Annotated in this window: 19 protein-coding genes; 5 read left to right on the forward strand and 14 right to left on the reverse strand. The window is 62.2% G+C overall.

What is annotated here, in order from left to right:
• Positions 1-4: 4 nt before the first annotated feature.
• From DUPY_RS11795 to DUPY_RS27895, 3 genes are all read left to right on the forward strand, one after another.
• On the forward strand, positions 5-1855 hold the full coding sequence (locus DUPY_RS11795) for a glycoside hydrolase family 28 protein (RefSeq protein ID WP_070248232.1): 1851 nt from the start codon (positions 5-7) through the stop codon (positions 1853-1855).
• Between the two features lie 126 nt (positions 1856-1981).
• Positions 1982-2359, forward strand: coding sequence for a BPSL0067 family protein (locus DUPY_RS11800; RefSeq protein WP_084640669.1), 378 nt, complete (start codon positions 1982-1984; stop codon positions 2357-2359).
• A 16-nt stretch (positions 2360-2375) separates the two neighbouring features.
• Positions 2376-2825 carry an STY0301 family protein gene (locus tag DUPY_RS27895; RefSeq protein ID WP_141749516.1) on the forward strand — a complete coding sequence of 150 codons (450 nt, stop codon included), beginning with the start codon at positions 2376-2378 and terminating at the stop codon, positions 2823-2825.
• A 59-nt stretch (positions 2826-2884) separates the two neighbouring features.
• On the opposite strand, the gene DUPY_RS11805 is transcribed toward DUPY_RS27895, so the two are convergent.
• The 9 genes from DUPY_RS11805 to DUPY_RS11845 form a co-directional block, all read right to left on the reverse strand.
• Entirely contained in the window at positions 2885-3760 is an 876-nt protein-coding gene (locus DUPY_RS11805; RefSeq protein WP_070248234.1) for an SMP-30/gluconolactonase/LRE family protein, read from the reverse strand.
• On the reverse strand, positions 3748-5322 hold the full coding sequence (locus tag DUPY_RS11810) for an aldehyde dehydrogenase (NADP(+)) (RefSeq protein WP_070248236.1): 1575 nt from the start codon (positions 5320-5322) through the stop codon (positions 3748-3750). The genes DUPY_RS11805 and DUPY_RS11810 overlap by 13 nt, the downstream gene beginning before the upstream one ends.
• 71 nt (positions 5323-5393) lie before the next feature.
• On the reverse strand, positions 5394-6302 hold the full coding sequence (kdgD, locus tag DUPY_RS11815) for a 5-dehydro-4-deoxyglucarate dehydratase (RefSeq protein ID WP_070248238.1): 909 nt from the start codon (positions 6300-6302) through the stop codon (positions 5394-5396).
• A gap of 186 nt (positions 6303-6488) precedes the next feature.
• Positions 6489-7262: a FadR/GntR family transcriptional regulator gene (locus tag DUPY_RS11820; protein WP_084640670.1), complete on the reverse strand. Its 774-nt coding sequence runs from the start codon at positions 7260-7262 to the stop codon at positions 6489-6491.
• A gap of 127 nt (positions 7263-7389) precedes the next feature.
• Positions 7390-8208, reverse strand: a complete 819-nt coding sequence (locus DUPY_RS11825; protein ID WP_070248240.1) for an HDOD domain-containing protein — start codon at positions 8206-8208, stop codon at positions 7390-7392.
• 107 nt (positions 8209-8315) lie between these two features.
• Entirely contained in the window at positions 8316-8897 is a 582-nt protein-coding gene (locus DUPY_RS11830) for a TerD family protein (RefSeq protein ID WP_070248241.1), read from the reverse strand.
• Positions 8898-8921: 24 nt separating this feature from the next.
• Entirely contained in the window at positions 8922-9617 is a 696-nt protein-coding gene (locus DUPY_RS11835; RefSeq protein ID WP_070248243.1) for a TIGR00266 family protein, read from the reverse strand.
• An 18-nt stretch (positions 9618-9635) separates the two neighbouring features.
• Positions 9636-10211 carry a TerD family protein gene (locus DUPY_RS11840; protein ID WP_070248245.1) on the reverse strand — a complete coding sequence of 192 codons (576 nt, stop codon included), beginning with the start codon at positions 10209-10211 and terminating at the stop codon, positions 9636-9638.
• A 92-nt stretch (positions 10212-10303) separates the two neighbouring features.
• Complete coding sequence (locus tag DUPY_RS11845) at positions 10304-11359, reverse strand: DUF475 domain-containing protein (RefSeq protein ID WP_070248246.1); 1056 nt, start codon at positions 11357-11359, stop codon at positions 10304-10306.
• A 113-nt stretch (positions 11360-11472) separates the two neighbouring features.
• On the opposite strand from DUPY_RS11845, the gene nhaR reads away from it, so the two are divergent.
• Both nhaR and DUPY_RS11855 read left to right on the forward strand, forming a co-directional pair.
• On the forward strand, positions 11473-12378 hold the full coding sequence (gene nhaR / locus DUPY_RS11850; RefSeq protein ID WP_070248249.1) for a transcriptional activator NhaR: 906 nt from the start codon (positions 11473-11475) through the stop codon (positions 12376-12378).
• Positions 12379-12588: 210 nt separating this feature from the next.
• The gene (locus tag DUPY_RS11855) at positions 12589-13926 is read left to right on the forward strand and encodes a hemolysin family protein (protein ID WP_070248251.1); all 1338 of its coding nucleotides are present in this window, start codon (positions 12589-12591) and stop codon (positions 13924-13926) included.
• Here the strand turns inward: DUPY_RS11855 and DUPY_RS11860 are convergent.
• The 5 genes from DUPY_RS11860 to DUPY_RS11880 are packed head-to-tail and all read right to left on the reverse strand — an operon-like array spanning position 13877 to position 18040.
• Positions 13877-14317 carry a ribosomal maturation YjgA family protein gene (locus DUPY_RS11860; RefSeq protein WP_070248255.1) on the reverse strand — a complete coding sequence of 147 codons (441 nt, stop codon included), beginning with the start codon at positions 14315-14317 and terminating at the stop codon, positions 13877-13879. The genes DUPY_RS11855 and DUPY_RS11860 overlap by 50 nt on opposite strands.
• The gene (locus DUPY_RS11865) at positions 14314-15354 is read right to left on the reverse strand and encodes an AI-2E family transporter (RefSeq protein WP_070248257.1); all 1041 of its coding nucleotides are present in this window, start codon (positions 15352-15354) and stop codon (positions 14314-14316) included. The genes DUPY_RS11860 and DUPY_RS11865 overlap by 4 nt, the downstream gene beginning before the upstream one ends.
• A gap of 5 nt (positions 15355-15359) precedes the next feature.
• The gene (locus tag DUPY_RS11870; protein ID WP_070248259.1) at positions 15360-15944 is read right to left on the reverse strand and encodes an SCO family protein; all 585 of its coding nucleotides are present in this window, start codon (positions 15942-15944) and stop codon (positions 15360-15362) included.
• A complete protein-coding gene (gene cyoE / locus DUPY_RS11875) occupies positions 15941-16831 on the reverse strand; it encodes a heme o synthase (RefSeq protein ID WP_070248261.1) in 891 nt (296 codons plus the stop codon). Before cyoE ends, DUPY_RS11870 begins: the two co-directional genes overlap by 4 nt.
• A gap of 45 nt (positions 16832-16876) precedes the next feature.
• Positions 16877-18040 (reverse strand): COX15/CtaA family protein, encoded by a 1164-nt coding sequence (locus tag DUPY_RS11880; RefSeq protein WP_070248263.1) that lies wholly within the window; start codon positions 18038-18040, stop codon positions 16877-16879.
• Positions 18041-18054: the final 14 nt, after the last annotated feature.

An 18054-nucleotide genomic window follows, 5' to 3' on the forward strand; every position in this document is an offset into this window, starting at 1 on the left:
CCGTATGACCCGACCTATCGATACCCAGCGCCGCAGCCTGATGAAAGCCTTGCCGGCCGCCGGCCTCACGCTGGCCCTGCCCGCTACCGCCGCCGTGGCGCCCGATCCGTGGTTGCAGGCGCAAGCCATCATCGACCGCGTGTCGAAGCCTTTGAAATTCCGCCAGCAGGATTTCGTGGTGACGAAGTTTGGCGCCAAGCCGTGCAAGCTCACCAACATCAAGGCCTGGGTATCGTTCGAAGGACAGGACACGCTGGCCAGGCCGGCCGCCAAGTCGCCCGACTGCTACGGCGCCATCAAGGCTGCCATCAAGGCCTGCCATGACGCCGGCGGTGGCCGCGTGGTGATCCCGGCCGGGAACTGGTACTGCGCCGGTCCCATCGTGCTGCTGTCGAACGTCAACGTGCACCTGAGCGCGGGTGCGCACATCTACTTCAGTCACGACCCGGCCGACTACGCCAGGTACGGCGATATCGATTGCGGCAAGAATGGCAAGCTGGTGGTCTCGCGCTGGCAGAGCAACGACTGCCTCAATTATTCGTCGATGATCTACGCCTACGGCCAGGACAACATCGCGTTGACCGGCGAAGACTGGACCAGCGTGCTCGATGGCCAGGGCGGCGTGCCGTTCAACGACGCCGGCGACTGCTGGTGGACCTGGAAGGGCAAGCAGAAAACCATCAACTCGATCGGCCAGGGCAACACGCCCAATTTCGTCGCCGGCAAAATGTCGGAAAATACCGAGAACCCCAACAACGCCAGGTCGCTGGCCGACATCGCCCCCGGCATCACCGACGCCGAGCGCGCGCTGATCGAAGGCAAGGATCAAAGCTGGCGCACCGACTCGAAATACCTGCCATCGCTGTCGGAAGCGGGCGTGCGGCTGGCCAGGCGCGTATTCGGCGTGGGCCACTACCTGCGCCCGCCGATGATCCAGATCATCGGCTGCACCAACGTGCTGCTGCAGGGCTACCACGTGATGCGCACGCCGTTCTGGATGCACCACCCGGTCCACTGCCGCAACCTGGTGATCCGCAAGGTGCACTGCGAAAGCCATGGCCCCAACAGCGACGGCTTCGACCCGGAAGCGTGCGACCACGTGCTGGTGGAGGACTGCACCTTCGACACCGGCGACGACTGCATCGCCATCAAGGCCGGCAAGAACCAGGATACGCAATACGGCCCGTCGCAAAACATCGTGATCCAGAACTGCATCATGCACAGCGGGCACGGCGCCGTCACGCTGGGCAGCGAGATGGCCGGCGGCATCCAGAACGTGTTTGCGCAAAAGCTGGTGTTCCAGAACGCCAACTGGCAAACCAACCCGCTCAATATCGCCATCCGTTTGAAGACCAACCTCAATCGCGGCGGCTACCTGCGCAATTTCTATGTGCGCGACGTCTCGATCCCGAACGGCGTGCAGCTGACCGCTTCGCACTACGCCACTTTTCCCGACTCGCCGATCAACGGCAAGCAGGTGGCCACTGCGGCCGGCGCGGTCGTCGCCTTCGACTGCGACTACATCCCGACCGCCGATCACGTACGCACCCGGCCGCCGGTGGTCAACAACATCCACATCTCGAACGTCCGCGTCGGCAATGTGACCAAAGACGGCAAGACCGCCTCCTGCTTCCAGGCCATCATGCTGCTCGGCCCTGTCGCGTCGGACTACAACGGCCCGCAACCGGCGCCGCCGGTGGTGCCGATCACCGACGTGACGATTACCGACTGCGATTTCGGCGCACCAACCAATGCGGCGGAACCGTGGTTTGTGTATAACGTAAAGGGGGTGACGCTCAAGAACGTCACCATTGCGGGCAAGGTGTACAACACCGTTTTGAATGCTCCTGCATGACAACACAGCAAGCCTTGGTTGACCTGTCTTGATTTCTGACATAAGGCCACGCTTCATTGTTTGGCAACCGGCAATACCCTCCTCCGGCCTGGCGGCAACATCAGCCGCTCAGGTCAAGGAGGCCCCATGTCATACCATTACGCAGATGCCCGCTCACTCGATGGCAAACCCAAAATCGGCGACGCTGAATGCGTTACGCTAACCAGGCACTACACCAATGCCCCCGCTACACGGCTGTGGCGCCAAGGGGCCAAGGTTCTTGGCAATAAAGCGATACTGCCGGGGACCGCGATCGCCAACTTCGAGAACGGGCGTTGGCCGGGTCGCAGCAAAGGCAACCATTCTGCGTTCTACCTGGGCCAGGTTTCCGACGGCATCTATGTGGTCGACCAGTGGCCCTCGCCGGAAAAGAAAAATATCTCCATCCGGTTCATCCGCAAAAGGGCCGTCACCAGGACGGTACGTACGCGAACCCGACCGACAATGCCGATGCATTCTGGGTAATTGAATAGGAAAAGCGATGACATCTAACGCGTGTATTCCGTTGCTGCTCGCTACGCTCATGCTGGGATCGACCGCTGGCGCCAGGGAGCAGCGTATCGTCTGCCCTGCTGAAATACCAATGTCGTCGATCCGGCTGATTGACACGCCTGAGCCATGGAAAGCCCATGTGGCGGCGTCCATACCGCTTTCCTCCGCTGGTGCCACGGCGGGACCGCCCGAACGTAAAGCCGTGCTGATGGGGGATTCGACCTGGAAAAAAGGGGCGACTGCGTGGACGACGACCTACGATCTTGCTGGCGCTGGTTTTCCTGAAGGAAAATGGATGGAATGCAGGTATGGTGAATACGATCAGATCAGCTATTCGGTGCGGCTTGATGAACGAACTAGTTCCTGCAAAGTTGAAATCGTTCAAGGCATAAAGGCCGGACAAAAAAACATCACCATTCTGTGCCAGCGGATACCGTAGAGCTTGATGCCCATTAAAAAAGGCAGGTGCTCACGCATCTGCCTTACTTTGCTACACCATCAAGCCCCGAACGGCGTTTCCGCCAGCCCCTTCACGCCAGGCTCGAGCAAAATCACCGCCCCGCCCCACTCGGCATCTTCCGGTTTTCCGGACGGAATCGACGTCACCAGCAACTGGTCCAGGTGCTTGCCGCCGAACGCACACATGGCCGGTTTCAGCATCGGCACATCAAGCTTGCGGTCGAGCTTGCCCTGTGGCGTGAAGCGCAGGATGTAGCCGCCGTCGTTGCCGCACACCCAGTAGCAGCCTTCGCTATCGACTGCCGCGCCGTCGGGCCGGCCTACCGACTTGGTCAGATCGGCAAACACGCGCTGCTTGCTCGGTACGCCGTCATCAATGTCGTAGTCGAACGCCCACACCATGCGCCGCAGCGGGTGCGAGTCGGACAGGTACATGGTGCGCCCGTCCGGCGAGAACCCCAGGCCGTTTTGCGTGAGCAGGTCGGCGACCATCGGCTTCGAGATGCCACGGCTGTCGTAGCGATACAGCTTGCCCACCGGACGCGCCTGGGCCATGTCCATGAACATGGTGCCGGACCAGAAACGGCCTTGGCGGTCGCAACGGCCATCGTTGAAGCGCATGCCCTCGCCCAGGTCGGCGCCCGGCGTAGCCAGCTTGGTCTGGACGGCAGCTTCGCCGTCATTCAGATCGAGCTGGAACACGCCGGTTTCCATGCCGGCGATCAGCCCGCCGCCGGCCCGGGTGGCGATGCAGCCTGCCATCTGGTCCAGGGTCCAGAAACGGGTGGCGCCGGTGGCCGGATCAAGCCGCCAGATGCGCTTGGCCGGAATGTCGGTCCAGTAAAAAACCGACTCCGCCGCGCTCCAGGTGGGGCTTTCCCCCACCGCACACTTGATATCGCTTATGCGTTCCATACCAGGTCACCGTTGACGATGCGCGGAAGTTTTTCCGGATTGTCGTCAGCGAGCGAAGTTGGCAGCAGGTACGACGGCACGTCCTGGTAGCTCACTGGACGCAGGAAGCGGTCGATGGCCGACGCGCCCACCGAGGTGGTGCGGCTGTCGGACGTCGACGGGAACGGGCCGCCGTGGACCATGGCGTGCGCCACTTCCACACCGGTACCGAAACCGTTGAATAGGATGCGGCCCACTTTGCGTTCCAGGATCGGCAGCAGGCGCGCAGCCAGGTCGCGGTCGTCGGCGGTGGCGTGCACGGCGCCGGTCAGCTGGCCTTCGACGTGGTTGGCAACAGCCAGCAGTTCGGCTTCGTCTTCCGCCACGACCAGCAGCGAGGTTGGTCCAAAGATTTCGCCTTCGAGCTTGTCGTCGGCCAGGAATTTCTTCGCTGGCACTTGGTACAGGAAAGCTTGTGCAGCGCATGGGGCTTCGGTGCCCTGGCCGGCAGCAACCTGCTGCACGCCGTCGACGCCAGCGAGGTTTTTCACGCCGGACAGGTAGGCCTTGTGGATACCCGGGGTCAGCATGGTCGAAGCAGCCTTGGCGCCGATGGTGCCGGCGGTGGCGTCAACGAAGGCTTGCAGCTTGTCGCCCTTGATGCCGATCAAGAGGCCCGGGTTGGTGCAGAACTGGCCGGCGCCCATGGTCAGCGAATCGGCAAACGCTTGCGGCAGCTTGTCGTTGGCCAGCGCGCCTGGCAGCAGGAACACCGGGTTGATCGAGCTCATCTCGGCGTACACAGGGATTGGTTCCTTGCGTTCGGCGGCGGTTTTCATCAGTGCCAGGCCACCGGCGCGCGAGCCGGTGAAGCCCACGGCCTTGATGGCTGGATGGCTGACCAGGGCCTGGCCCACGGTCTGGCCGGAGCCGATGATCATCGAGAACACGCCAGCTGGCAGGCCGGACTCTTCCACGGCTTTGGCAACGGCTTTACCGACCAGCTCGGAGGTGCCGAGGTGGGCCGAGTGGGCCTTGACGATGACCGGGCAACCGGCGGCCAGGGCGGAGGCGGTATCGCCACCAGCCACCGAGAACGCCAGCGGGAAGTTCGAGGCGCCGAACACGGCAACCGGGCCCAGGCCGATCTTGCGCAGGCGCAGGTCGGGACGTGGCGGGGTGCGTTCCGGCAGCGCGCTGTCGAGCGTGGCGGACTGGAAGCGGCCGTCGCGCACGACTTTGGCAAACAGTTTCAGTTGATTCACGGTACGACCGCGCTCGCCTTCCAGGCGGGCTTGCGGCAGGCCGGTTTCCTGCATCGCGCGTTCGATCAGGGCCGGGCCCAGGTCCATGATGCGGTCGGCAATGGTTTCCAGGAACTTGGCGCGCACTTCCAGGCTGGTGTTGCGGTACGGGTCGAAGGCGGCGTCGGCCAGTTGGGCCGCTTGCTCCAGGTCGGCGGCGCTGGCCAGGCCGAACGCCGGTTCGATTTCCGCGTTGCGCGACGGGTCGATCGCCTTGATCGTGCCCTCTTTACCTGTCAGTGCTTTACCGCCAATGATCATTTCGCCAGCTACTTGCATATCGACTCCTTAGATGTGTGAAAAGCGCGGACCAGCCGCGCTTGAATTCAAATCAAAAAACAGGCTTCAAATTACTTGGCTTGTTTCTTGATCAGTTTGTCCAGCATGTCGCACTCTTCCGCGGTCAGGTCGGTCAGCGGAGCGCGGACCGGACCGGCATCGTGGCCAACCAGGCGGGCGCCGGCCTTGACGATGCTGACGGCGTAACCGGCTTTGCGGTTGCGGATTTCCAGGTATGGCAGGAAGAACTCGTCGATCATGCGGTTTTGTTCTGCGAAGTTATCCGCAGCAACTGCATGGTAGAAGTCCATCGCCAGTTGTGGCACGAAGTTGAACACTGCCGACGAGTATACCGGAGTACCGATGGCCTTGTAGGCAGCGGCGTACACTTCGGCAGTAGGCAGGCCGCCCAGGTAGCTGAAGCGGTCGCCCATTTTGCGCCAGATCGACACCATCAGTTCGATGTCGCCGATGCCGTCCTTGAAGCCGATCAGGTTAGGGCAACGGTCGGCCAGGCGGGCCAGCGAATCAGGGGTCAGGCGGCAGTTGGCGCGGTTGTACACGACCACGCCCAGGTTGGTGGCTTTGCAGACTTCAGCAACGTGCTCGACCAGGCCGTCCTGGCTCGCTTCGGTCAGGTAGTGTGGCAGCAGCAGCAAGCCTTGCGCGCCGGCTTTCTCGGCTTCTTTGGCGTAAGCTGCAGCAACGCGGGTCGGACCACCGACGCCGGCCAGGATCGGTACCTGGCCACGGCAGGTGTCAACCGCGGTCTTGATGATTTCAGGGAATTCTTGTGGGGTCAGCGAGAAGAACTCGCCGGTGCCGCCGGCGGCGAACAGGGCGCTGGCGCCGAATGGCGACAGCCACTCCAGGCGCTCGATGTACGATTTCTTGTTGAAGTCACCCTGGGCATCGAAGTCGGTGATAGGGAACGACAGCAGGCCAGAGGAAAGGATTTTTTTCAGGTCATTCGGTTGCATAACAGTCTCCAATAATCGACATCTAGTGTGTGGAAGGGGTCTCACTCGGTGTGATCACGATCATCTGCACCGGTTGTATGACATCGTACAACCATATACGACCGGGGGCAAGCACTTTCCTGAGAACCGTTACAGGGTGTGTGGCCGCCGGGCAAAACACTCACGGATTTGACTGTAACGCCAAGGTCAGGCGTCGGCCTCGATGCCCTCCTGGGCCCGTCGCAGGCGTTCGCGGCTATTGCTCAAGTGGGTGCGCATGGCCGCGCGCGCTGCTTCGGCATCCTGGCGCAGGATGGCGCGGTAGATATCGTCGTGTTCGCGGTTCACGCGCTCGAGGTAAGCTGCCGGATCGGAATGGGCCAGTTGCGCCGAGTTCACGCGCGCGCGCGGGATGATGGTGTTGCCAAGGTCGCTCAGGATATCGACAAAGTAACGGTTGCCCGTCGATTGCGCGATCAACAGGTGGAAGTGGACGTCCGCCTCCACCGAGCCCGGCAAGCCGGCCGAACTTTGAATCCGCGCCAGGGCCTCGCCCATCTGCTGCACCTGCTCTTCGCTGCGGCGGCTGGCCGCCAGCCAGGCCGCCTCGGTTTCCAGGCTGATGCGCAGTTCCAGTATGGACAGCACGTCGCCGATGGTGCGGATGGTGTCGGACGAGATGCGCAGGTTGGCCGGTTGCGGCGCCAGCACGAAGGTGCCGATGCCGTGGCGCGTTTGCACCAGGCCGGCGGCTTGCAGGTGCGAAATCGCTTCGCGCACCACGGTGCGGCTGACGCCATGCATTTCCATGATCACCGATTCGGTCGGCAGCTTTTCGCCCGGTTTCAGGGTGCCGGCCTGTATGGTCTGGGTAAAGCTTTCCACCACGCCCTGGGCCAGGTTGCGGTGCTTCTTGCGCGGCGCGGGCGTAGGCGCGAGCACTGGCGATGGTGGAATGGTGGCTGCTGCGGTGTGATTCATGGTGACGGGCTTGTTGTATGACGACTGTTGCCATTATCGCCCATGCAGCCATGCCGATCGACGCCGAATGGCGGATTTCTGGTCAAAATGATGATTAACACATCGTTTATGCCACAAACAGGGGCAATCAAACCAGCAGCGCGGCACTCATCGAAGCGGCGTCGGCGCGCGACTCGCGCAGGATCTGCTCGAGCGCGGCATTGTCGTCGATAAAACCGGCCAGGCCAGCCGGCTGGCCGGCGGGCGCCAGCGGCGAGGCCACCGGCGCCAGGTGTTTGGCGATGAGCAAGGTATCGCGCAGGCCCAGCGGTGGCGGCGTGAGCGTGGCGCCGGGCAGCGATACCACGGACAGCGCCACCGGATCCGGGATGCACAGCTTTTTCATCAGTTCGCGGGCGATGATTTCCTGCGGTGCGCCAAACCAGTCGGCCGGGTCGTCCAGCAGACCAGGCATGTCGTCGGCCCTGGACAGCAGGTAAAAGCCCCCTGCTTCGTGGATGATGCCGGCGAACAGCGCGGTATCGGGATCGGTGGCGGTCAGCTTGCCGCCGATCACATACGACAGCGCGGCCACGTGGGCGGTATGGCGCCATAATTGCTCGGCCTTGGCACGCAGTTGCGGGTCGCGGATGCGCGCGCCGAATTGGCGCACCACCATCGCTGCCGCCATCGAGTACAGGTGGCGGTAGCCCACGCGCGCCACGGCGGCGCGCACGCTGGTAATCGGCGTGCCGCCCCGGTTGAACACGGCGGCATTGGCCAGCGCCACGGTGCGGGCGGCCAGGACCGGCTCGGCCAGCACACAGCGCAGCACCTCTTCGGCCTCGGCATCGGGATCGGCCAGCATCATCTGCAGGCGCAGGGCCGCGTTGACGCTGGTAGGGAAGACCAGCTCGCCGCGCGCGGCTTGCGTCACTATCTGCGAGATCTGGTTAAGTTTAATCATGGAAACATTATAGCCGCACGGCCAATGATGCTTCAACCGCTTTCATGCGCGGTGTGTGGGATGGGGCCCCGCGCCGGTACGCGGGGCTTTGCTGCGGTATTACTCTTTTACAGGTGCGCGGAAATTTGCGGCAGCAGGTCGTCAAAGGTACGGCCGTTGCCGTTTTCGCCGATCGCGTGCATTTTCCAGGCGCCGTTGTGACGGTAGACCTTGGCCATGATCTGGGCCGAGTGCGGGCCTTGTACCGACAGGTTGAAGCGCGCCACTTCCTGACCGTTGCTGGCATCGACCAGGCGGCAGTAGGCGTTTTCCACCTGCGCGAAGGTCTGGCCGGTGAAGCTGTTGACGGTAAACACCAGGCTCTTGACGGACGCTGGCACGGCGCCCAGGTCGACGTTGATCTGTTCGTCGTCGCCATCGCCGGCGCCGGTGCGGTTGTCACCGGTGTGGACCACGCTGCCGTCCTTGCTGCGCAGCTGGCGGAACCAGATCACGTCCACCGGACTGTTGCCTTCGTCGAACATGACGACCGAAGCGTCGAGATCGACCGCTTCGCTCTTCGAGCCGAAGCCGAGGAAGCCCTTGGACTTGATGGCATCCCAGCCCAGGCCCATGGTGACCTTGCCGAGGGCGCCGCCGCCTTGTTTTTCCAGATTGATCTTCTGGCCTTTGCTCAAACTGACTGACATGTTTGTTCTCCTTGATTGTAGGTTTTACTGGGCCGGGGTCTGCACCCAGGTTTTGAAGGCCGTGCTGTTGCGCGAGCAGATCAGCACTTTGCCGCTGCCGGAAAAGCGCAGCACCATGCCTTCGCCGCTGGTCTGGCTATTGACCAGGTTGCCGAGGAAGCCGCTGCTGCCACCGGTGGTGACCGAGATCTCGTAGCGCAGGCGACTGTCCCACGCCACCACGTGCGCATTGTCGATGACGACGTCGCGCCCGGGCGTGACGTCCAATTGCGACATCGAACCGAAGCCCGACACCGCCACCTGGCCATTGCCACCGGTCTCGGTGATGAAGAAGCCGCCGCTCTGGGCGAACAGCGCATTGCCGAGGTTTTGCGTACGCACCTTCAGTTCCACCGTTTCGGACGCCGCCACGAAGGCGCCGTCGCTGAGCATGTACTGCTCCTTGCCGACATCGAGGATTTGCACCGCGCCCGGCAGCCGCGGCGACAGCAGGCAATCGCCGTCGCCGCGCACCGCTTCGATATGCTGCTGGAAGAAGGATTCGCCGTTGGCAAAGCGCCGCATGATGGCAGCACCAATGCCGCCGGTCATCTTGCCCTTGAGGTCAAGCGCCTCTTCCATCATCACCATCGCATCGGACTCGCAGTAAATCTTTTCACCGCGTGCCAGCGACACATGCAGGAACGGATCGATATCACCGGTGACCGAAAATTTTGGCATGACGAATCCTTTCCTGGTTTAAACGCTGACGCCGAACGAGGCTGCGAGAGGGCCGAGGCCGCCCTTGAAGCCCTGGCCCACGGCCTTGAATTTCCACTCGGCGCCGTTGCGATACACCTCGCCGAAGATCATGGCCGACTCGGTCGAACCGTCTTCCGACAGGTCGTAGCGGGCAATTTCCGCTTCGCCGGCAGCGTTGACGGTGCGCACGTAGGCCTTTTGCACCTGGCCGAAGTTCTGCTTGCGGGCGTCGCCGTCGTGGATGGTCACGCAAATGGCGATGCGCTCGATGTCGGCCGGCACGGTGGCCAGGTCGATGGTAACGGTTTCGTCGTCGCCAGCGCCGTCGCCGGTGCGGTTGTCACCGGAGTGGGTGACGGCGCCGTCGGACGACTTGAGGTTGTTGTAGAAGATGAAGTCGTTGTCGGCGCGAACTTTGCCGTCGGCCTTGAGCAGGAATGCAGAACCGTCCAGGTCGAACGCGCTGCCATCGGTGGAGCGCACGTCCCAGCCGAGGCCGACGATGATTTTCGACAGGCCTGGGGCTTCTTTGCTCAGATTAACGTTACCGCCTTTTTGCAGACTGATTGCCATGGTAAGACTCCTTAAAAAGAAAACCGGACTAGGGGTACTACAGAGCAGCGAGCCGTGTCCGTAATAGACGGCCCGCTGTGTTCTTTGGTTCGTTACTTCGCTGCGATGGCCGCAGTAGCTTCCTGCTGACGACGGTAACGGATCGAGGACCAGACCGAGGCGGCAATGAACGCTACACCGATCAGGCCGGTAAAGATTTCCGGCACGTGGAACTTCATACTTGCCAACATGATCGCCGCCAGGATACCGATGGCGTAGTGGGCGCCGTGCTCAAGATACACGAACTGGTCGAGAGTACCTTTTTTCACCAGGTACACCGTCATCGAACGCACGAACATCGCGCCGATGGCCAGGCCCAGCATGATGATCACGACGTCGGTGGTGATGGCAAACGCGCCGATCACGCCGTCAAAGCTGAACGATGCATCAAGCACTTCCAGATACAGGAAACCGCCGATACCGCCCTTTTTGACCATGTCGCCGACATCGCTGCCGCCTTCTTCCTCTTTTTCCAGCAGGCTGCTGATCGCATCGACACCGACGTACACCAGGATGCCCCACAGGCCGGAGATCAGCACGACCAGTTTTTGCGCTTCGGTGACGATGCTCATGCAGCCCAGCAGCACGGCCAGCGAAATCATCACCGAGATCGACGAGACCTTGCCCAGTGAACCGAGTTTCTTCTCGAAGTTACCGAGCCAGTGCACTTCCTTGTCGCTGTCGAGCAGGAAGTTCAGGAATACCAGCAGCAGGAACATGCCGCCGAAGGCCGCCACTTCAGCGTGGTGGTTGGTCAGGTGCATCGAATAGGTTTTCGGATCGTTCAGTGCCAGCGTCCACACATCCATGATGCTGATGTCGGCGGCGACCGCCACGATGACCAGCGGGAACAGCAAGCGCATACCGAACACGGCGATGATGATGCCCAGGCCCAGGAACAGCTTTTGCCAGAATTCGTCCCAGTTCTTCAGGACCGACGCGTTGACCACCGCGTTATCGAACGACAGCGACACTTCCATCGCCGCCAAAATCACTGCCACGCCGAACGCCGACAGCGCCCCGCTCCATCCGCCCAATTCGTAACCCCACCAGCCGGCCAAACCCAGGCAGATGAAGGTCACGAGGAAGGAAATTCTGAAATGCTTCATGGATTTCTCTCGTTGTAAGTTATAAATCGACACCTGGCAGTATAGGGTCTGACAACTCATTTAAAAATAGAAGATAATTGAAGTATTACTTCGTATTAATTGAAGGGTTGTTGATGAAAACCAGCGGTCTGAACTATCGTCACTTGTACTTTTTCTGGATCGTTGCCAAGGAAGGCGGCGTCACCCGCGCGGCTGAGCGGCTGGGGCTGGCGGTGCAAACCATCAGCATGCAGCTCTCCGCGCTGGAATTATCGATAGGCAAGCAACTGCTGGAGCCACAGGGCCGGCGCTTGGTGCCCACCGAGGCCGGCAGGTTGGCGCTCAGCTATTGCGAGCAGATTTTTTTGCTGGGCGACCAGTTGCAGGATGCGCTCGACGAAGCCGAGGCCGGCAAGATGCGGTTGACCGTCGGCATTTCCGACTCGCTGCCCAAGCTGATCGCGTTCCGCCTGCTGCAAGCCACGCAGACCATGAACAAGCAGGTGCGGCTGGTGTGCATGGAAGACGAATTCGAAAACCTGCTGGCCGACCTGGCCCTGGGCAAGCTCGACGTGGTGCTGACCGACCGTACCGTGCGCGCCGGCGGCAGCCTCAAGGTGTTCAGCCACCTGCTGGGCGAGAGCGACATGAAGCTGTTCGGGGTGCCGCGCCTGGCGGACAAATATCGCGGCAACTTCCCGGCCAGCCTGCACCACGCGCCGCTGTTGGTACCCACCCGCAACAACGCGCTGCGCGGACGGATCGATACCTGGCTGGTGCAGCACAAGGTGCGCGCCGAGATCGCCGGCGAATTCGAAGACAACGCCATGCTCAATACGTTCGGCCGTAACGGCATGGGCCTGTTCTTCGCCCCGTCGGCGCTGGCGCACGACATCGAAGACCAGCTGGGCGCGGTACTGGTAGGCGACGCCCCCGAACTGCGCGAACACTTCTACGCCATCTCCAACGAACGCAAGATCCGCCACCCCGCAATCGAAGCCATCATCTCGGCCGTCCACAGCGGCCTCTTCGCCCACTGAACGCCGGACCACTTCGGGGTCAGTGCCGACATTCGGACATTTTTGAACCTTTGTATTGAAGTGCGCATCAAAGAAAAAGTTCCGTAATGTCCGAATGTCGGCACTGACCCTCGAATTTGGGGCCTCCCGAAAGAGGCAATTCGTGCTGCTTTGGGCCGCTGTCGTTTAATATAGGCGTTTTTATACGAAGAAATTCGCCGCTCGGCCCCTATGCAAAACGTTCTGCTTGTCGTGCTCGCCCTATTTTTGGTCGCGCTCAATGGATTCTTTGTGGCGGCCGAATTCGGCATTGTCACGCTGCGTAAAACCCGGGTACGGGCAATTGCCAAGACGCAGGGGCTGCGGGGGCGCATCCTCGGCAAGGTGCACGGCGAGCTCGACGCCTACCTGTCGGCCTGCCAGCTCGGTATCACGTTGGCCTCGCTGGGCCTGGGCTGGGTGGGCGAGCCGGCCTTTGCCAGCCTGCTCGAGCCGGTGCTCACCGCCATCGGCATCACCAAGCCCGAAGTGGTGCATGGCATCGCCTTCGTGTTTGCCTTCAGCGTAATTTCCTTCCTGCACATCGTGGTGGGCGAACTGGCACCGAAGTCGCTGGCCATCCGCATGCCCGAAGCCGTGGGCCTCTGGGCCGCGCCGCCGCTGTATATTTTCTACTGGATCATGTACCCGTTCATCTGGGTACTGAACGCCAGCGCCAACATGGTGCTGCGCATTGCCGGCCTGTCCGGCAAGGGCGGCCACGACAGCCATTACTCGGTCGACGAACTCAAGCTGATCCTGCGCACCAGCCAGCCGGGCGAAAAGTTCAACAAGGACGAGCGCAACATCCTGGCCCATTCGCTCGATTTTTCCGACCTGGCAGTCTCGGACCTGATGCGCCCGATTAACGAGGTGATCAGCCTGCACGCGAGCCGCACGTTGGCCGACAACCTCGACACCATGCTGCGCAACCGCTTCAGCCGCTACCCGTACTACGACCGCGACGGCGAGACCGTACTGGGCGTGGTGCACCTGAAAGACCTGTTCTTCGCCCAGCAGTCGGGCAAGCCGATTACCGACCTGGTGCCGTTCCTGCGGCCGGTTGAAACCATTTCAGCCCGCACGCCGGCGCTGGAACAGTTCCGCCGCTTCCGCGACGGCGCCCCGCACTTCGCGCTGATCGGCGAAAAAGGCAAGCGGCCGGTGGGCTTCATCACGCTCGACAATTTGCTCGGCGCGATGGTCGGCGAAATCCACGACGAATTCCGCCTCAACGAAAACGACTGGCTCAAGCAGCCGGACGGCACCCTGATCGGCAAGGCCAGCCTGCCGATCTTCTCGCTCGAACGCACGCTGGGCATCGATATCGAGAACGAGGAACTGGGCATGGAGGAAGTCGAATCGGTGGGCGGGCTGATCATGGTCAAGCTCGGCGACATCCCCAAGCAGGGCCAGCGCATCAGCTTCCGGCATTTCGATATTGTGGCGAAAAAAATGAACGGACCGCGTATCCTGCTGGTCAAGGTGATACCGAAGGACGACACTGAAGATAACGCGGATCTGGATTAAGGCGCCTGATGACTGACTCGATCACGAAAGCCGCCACCGCCCCCACCGCGTAGGCCACCAGGTCCAGCCACCCGAACGCCGTCCCCAGCACCAGGTGCCCGAGCGGATGCGCACGTACGGCCACGATCCACGGCGCCTGGTACAGCTGGCCGAACTCCACCGCCCAGGAAATCGCCAAGGCGCCCAGCGCCAGCTGCAGGACGCTCAGGCGCGGTGCGATCACGGCAAGGCCGAAGAACACCATCATGGTCCATAGCGCGTCGCCCGGGTACTTGCCCAGCGCGGCCGGAAACAACCCGGGGAATTTGCGCGACGCCAGGCCCAGTGCGATTACCGCCAGCACGATCGCACAATAAACCAGACGGTTGCGCGGCTTGATAAGAGCGCTCACTCCTGCTGCGCGGTGTAGTTGCGCAGCAACCCCATGCCTACCGCCAGCAGGGTCGGGCCGATGAACAGGCCCACGAAGCCGAACGCCAGCACGCCGCCCATCACGCCCAGCAGCACCAGGATGAACGGCAGGCTGCTGCCACGGCTGATCAGCAGCGGCTTGACCACGTTATCGACGCCGCTGATCAGCAGCACGCCCCAGATCGCCATGAAGATGGCCCAGCCGGTCTGGCCGTGGTCGAACAGCCAGATGGTGGCGCCGATCCAGATGATCGGCGGCCCGACCGGAATCAGGGAAAACAGGAAGGTGGCCACCGACAGCAGCGCGACAGCCGGCACGCCGGCAATCAGGAAGCCTGCCGCCGCCACCACCGATTGCGCCAGCGCCGTGCCCAGGAGGCCGTACATCACGCCGCGCACGGTGCGACCGATCGTGTCCGACACCGACGTGGCCTGTTCGGCGCCGATCAGCTTGTCCATTCCCCTGCTAAGCGAAGCCAGCATGGTAACGCCATCGCGGTACAGGAAGAAGCTGACGAACACGGCCAGGCTTACCTGCGCCACGCCGCTGCCCAGCAGCACGCCGCCACCGAGCAGCAGGTGGCGCGCCGGCTCGAGCAGGTTCTTGGCAACGTTGAGCAATTCCTCGCGGCTGCCCAGCAACTTGCGCAAATAGGTGTCGATCATCTCGCCCACCAGCGGCAGGTCGCGCAGCCAGCCCGGCGGCGCCAGCGTGCCGCTGCCAAGGCTGGCCTTGAAGTGGTCGTAGAACGAGGCGGCGTTGTCGGCGATATTCCAGGTCACCAGGGTCAGCGGCACCAGGATCAGCAGGGTCAATCCCACGCTCATGATCGCGGCAGCGATCGAGCGCCGGCCCTTGACCTCGTTCAGCAGGCGCAGGTACAGCGGCCAGCTCGAGATGGTGATGGCGCAGGCAAACAGGATCGCCGCCACGAACGGGCGCAGCACGATCAGGCAGCCGATGACCAGCAGGATGACGGCGGCGAGCCGGGTGAACGGTTGAAAGCGTTGGCGCATGGCAGTTACAACAGCTGTTCGATATCGTGCACGATGGCCGCCTGGCCTTTGGCGTGCGGCACCATCAGGCGCACCTTGCCGTGCTTGTCGAAGATGTAGCTCGCTGCCGTGTGGTCCACCGAGTAGTTGGCGGCATCGGTGCCGGGCACCTTGGCATAGAAGATCTTGAATTCCTTGGCCACCGCTGCGGTCTGCGCGGGTGTGCCGTACAGGCCGATAAAGCGCGGATCGAAGGTGGGCACGTATTGCGCCAGCAGCGGCTGGGTGTCGCGCTCGGGATCGACGGTGACGAACAGCACCTGCACCTGGTCCGCCCTGGGACCGAGGGCTTTCATCACGCCGGCCATCTCGGCCATGGTGGTGGGACAGACGTCCGGGCACTGGGTAAAGCCGAAGAACATCACCACCACCTTGCCACGAAAATCGGCCATGGTGCGCGGTTTGCCGGTATGGTCGGTCAGCGCGAAGTCTTTCGCAAAGGCGGCGCCGGTGATGTCGACATTCTGGAAGCTCTGCGAGGAAGTTTTCTCGCCGCAGCCGGCCATGATCATGGAGACGGCCAGCACGGCCAACGCGAACAGTTTCTTCATATTTTGATGTAGTGGTCCACCAGCAGCGCCGCGAACAGCAAGCCCAGGTACATGATCGACCAGGCAAACGCCTTGCGGGCCACCTGGTCGGAATAATGGCGGTAAATCTTCCACGAATGGCGCAGGAAGACCGCGTTGAGGATGATGGCAGCGACCAGGTAAATCAGTCCGCTCATTTGCACCACGTAAGGCAGCACCGTGGTGGCGGCCAGCGCGATCGAGTACAGCCACACGTGGAACTGCGTGTATTCCATGCCATGCGTGACCGGCAGCATCGGCAGGCCCGACTTGGCGTAATCGTCGCGGCGGTACAGCGCCAGCGCCCAGAAGTGCGGCGGGGTCCAGACGAAAATGATCATCACCAAGAGCCACGCTTCGGCCGGCACTTCGTTGGTCATCGCGGCCCAGCCCAGCGCTGGCGGCATGGCGCCCGACAGGCCGCCGATGACGATGTTCTGCGGCGTGGCAGGCTTCAAGATCATGGTGTAGATCACCGCGTAGCCGACAAAGCTGAAGAACGTGAGCCACATGGTGAGCGGATTGACCAGCGCATACAAAATCCACATGCCGGCGCCGCCGATGAGGAGCGCGAACACCACGGTTTCGCCCACGGTGACGTCGCCCATGGCGTTCGGGCGGCGCGCGGTGCGGGCCATGCGGGCGTCGATCTCGCGCTCGGCCAGGCAGTTCACTGCGAAGGCCGCGCTGGTGAGCAGGAAAATACCCAGGGTGGCCGGCACCGCCACGCGCCAGTCAGGAATCCCGTCCGTCGCCAGGAACATGCCGATGATGGCGCAAAACACCGCCATCTGGGTGATGCGCGGCTTGGTCAGCGCCCAGAACTGCGAGGCGCGGTGGGAGGATTTGGTCAGAGTCTGCGTGGTCATGATGTCATTTCGAAGCCCGTCGCCGGATGGCAAACAGATGGCAAACTATTGCTGCTTCAACGGTAAATTATGCGATAAACCAGCACCCGATGCTGCTTTTTTGGCAAGATCGTGCTGGAATTTAGCCTTGTAGTTTAACACGGTCAGCAAAAGTACCAGCAGCGCCGCCCCGGCGTTATGCAACACCGCAATGGTCAGCGGGAAGCTGAAGTAGATCGTCGCCAGGCCGGTGGCGATCTGCGCCACCAGCACGATGGCGATGGCGCGCGCGGTGTTATGCAGGACTACGTTGCCCCACGCGCGCCACGCCGTGTAACCGGCCACCAGCGCCACGATGAAGCCGGCGTTGCGATGCACCCAGTGGATCGCCGTCAACGCCGCGAACGGTATGTAATGGCCGGCGGCGGTCTTGCCCAGTTCGCGCCACAGGGTAAAGCCGTGCTGGAAGTCCATGTCCGGCACCAGCTTGCCGCCACACAGCGGGAAATCGGTGCAGGCCAGCGTGGCGTAGTTGGTACTCACCCAGCCACCGAGGGCGATCTGCACCACCAGCAATAGGGCCGAGATACCGGCCAGCCAGCGGATCTTGCGCATCGCGGTGGGCGAACCGGACAGCGTGCGCACCGGCGCAATCAGCTGGTTCTGGCGGCCGCCGTACCACACCAGCAGCGCCAGCAAACCCATGCCCAGCAGCAAGTGGATGGTGACGATCACCGGTTGCAGTTTCAAGGTCACGGTCCAGGCACCGAACGCGCCTTGCAGGCAGACGAAGAAGAACAAGAAGGTCGGCATCCCGGGCTTGTACTCGGGGCGGGTACCCTTCGATTTACGCCACTGGTACCACGCCTGCGCCATCATCGCCACGATCAGCACGCCGATCGCCATGGCCAGGTAACGGTGGATCATCTCGATCCAGGCCTTGGCCACGGTGACCGGGCCGGTGGGGTTGAGGGTTTCGGCGGCGACAATTTCGGCATGGGCCAGGAACGGGTTGGCGGCGCCGTAACAGCCGGGCCAGTCCGGGCAGCCGAGGCCGGAATCGGTCAGCCGGGTAAACGCGCCAAACACGATCAGGTCGAACGTGAGAAATACGCTCACCCAGATCAGCTTGCGGTACTTGTTGGCGTCGGACGATGTCCATACCAGCGACAGCGGCAGCAGCGCCACCAGCAGCGCCGTGATGGCCATTTGAGCGAGAGTCAGGTGCATCGTATATCTATCCT

Source organism: Duganella phyllosphaerae (assembly GCF_001758785.1).
Taxonomy (GTDB): domain Bacteria; phylum Pseudomonadota; class Gammaproteobacteria; order Burkholderiales; family Burkholderiaceae_D; genus Rugamonas; species Rugamonas phyllosphaerae.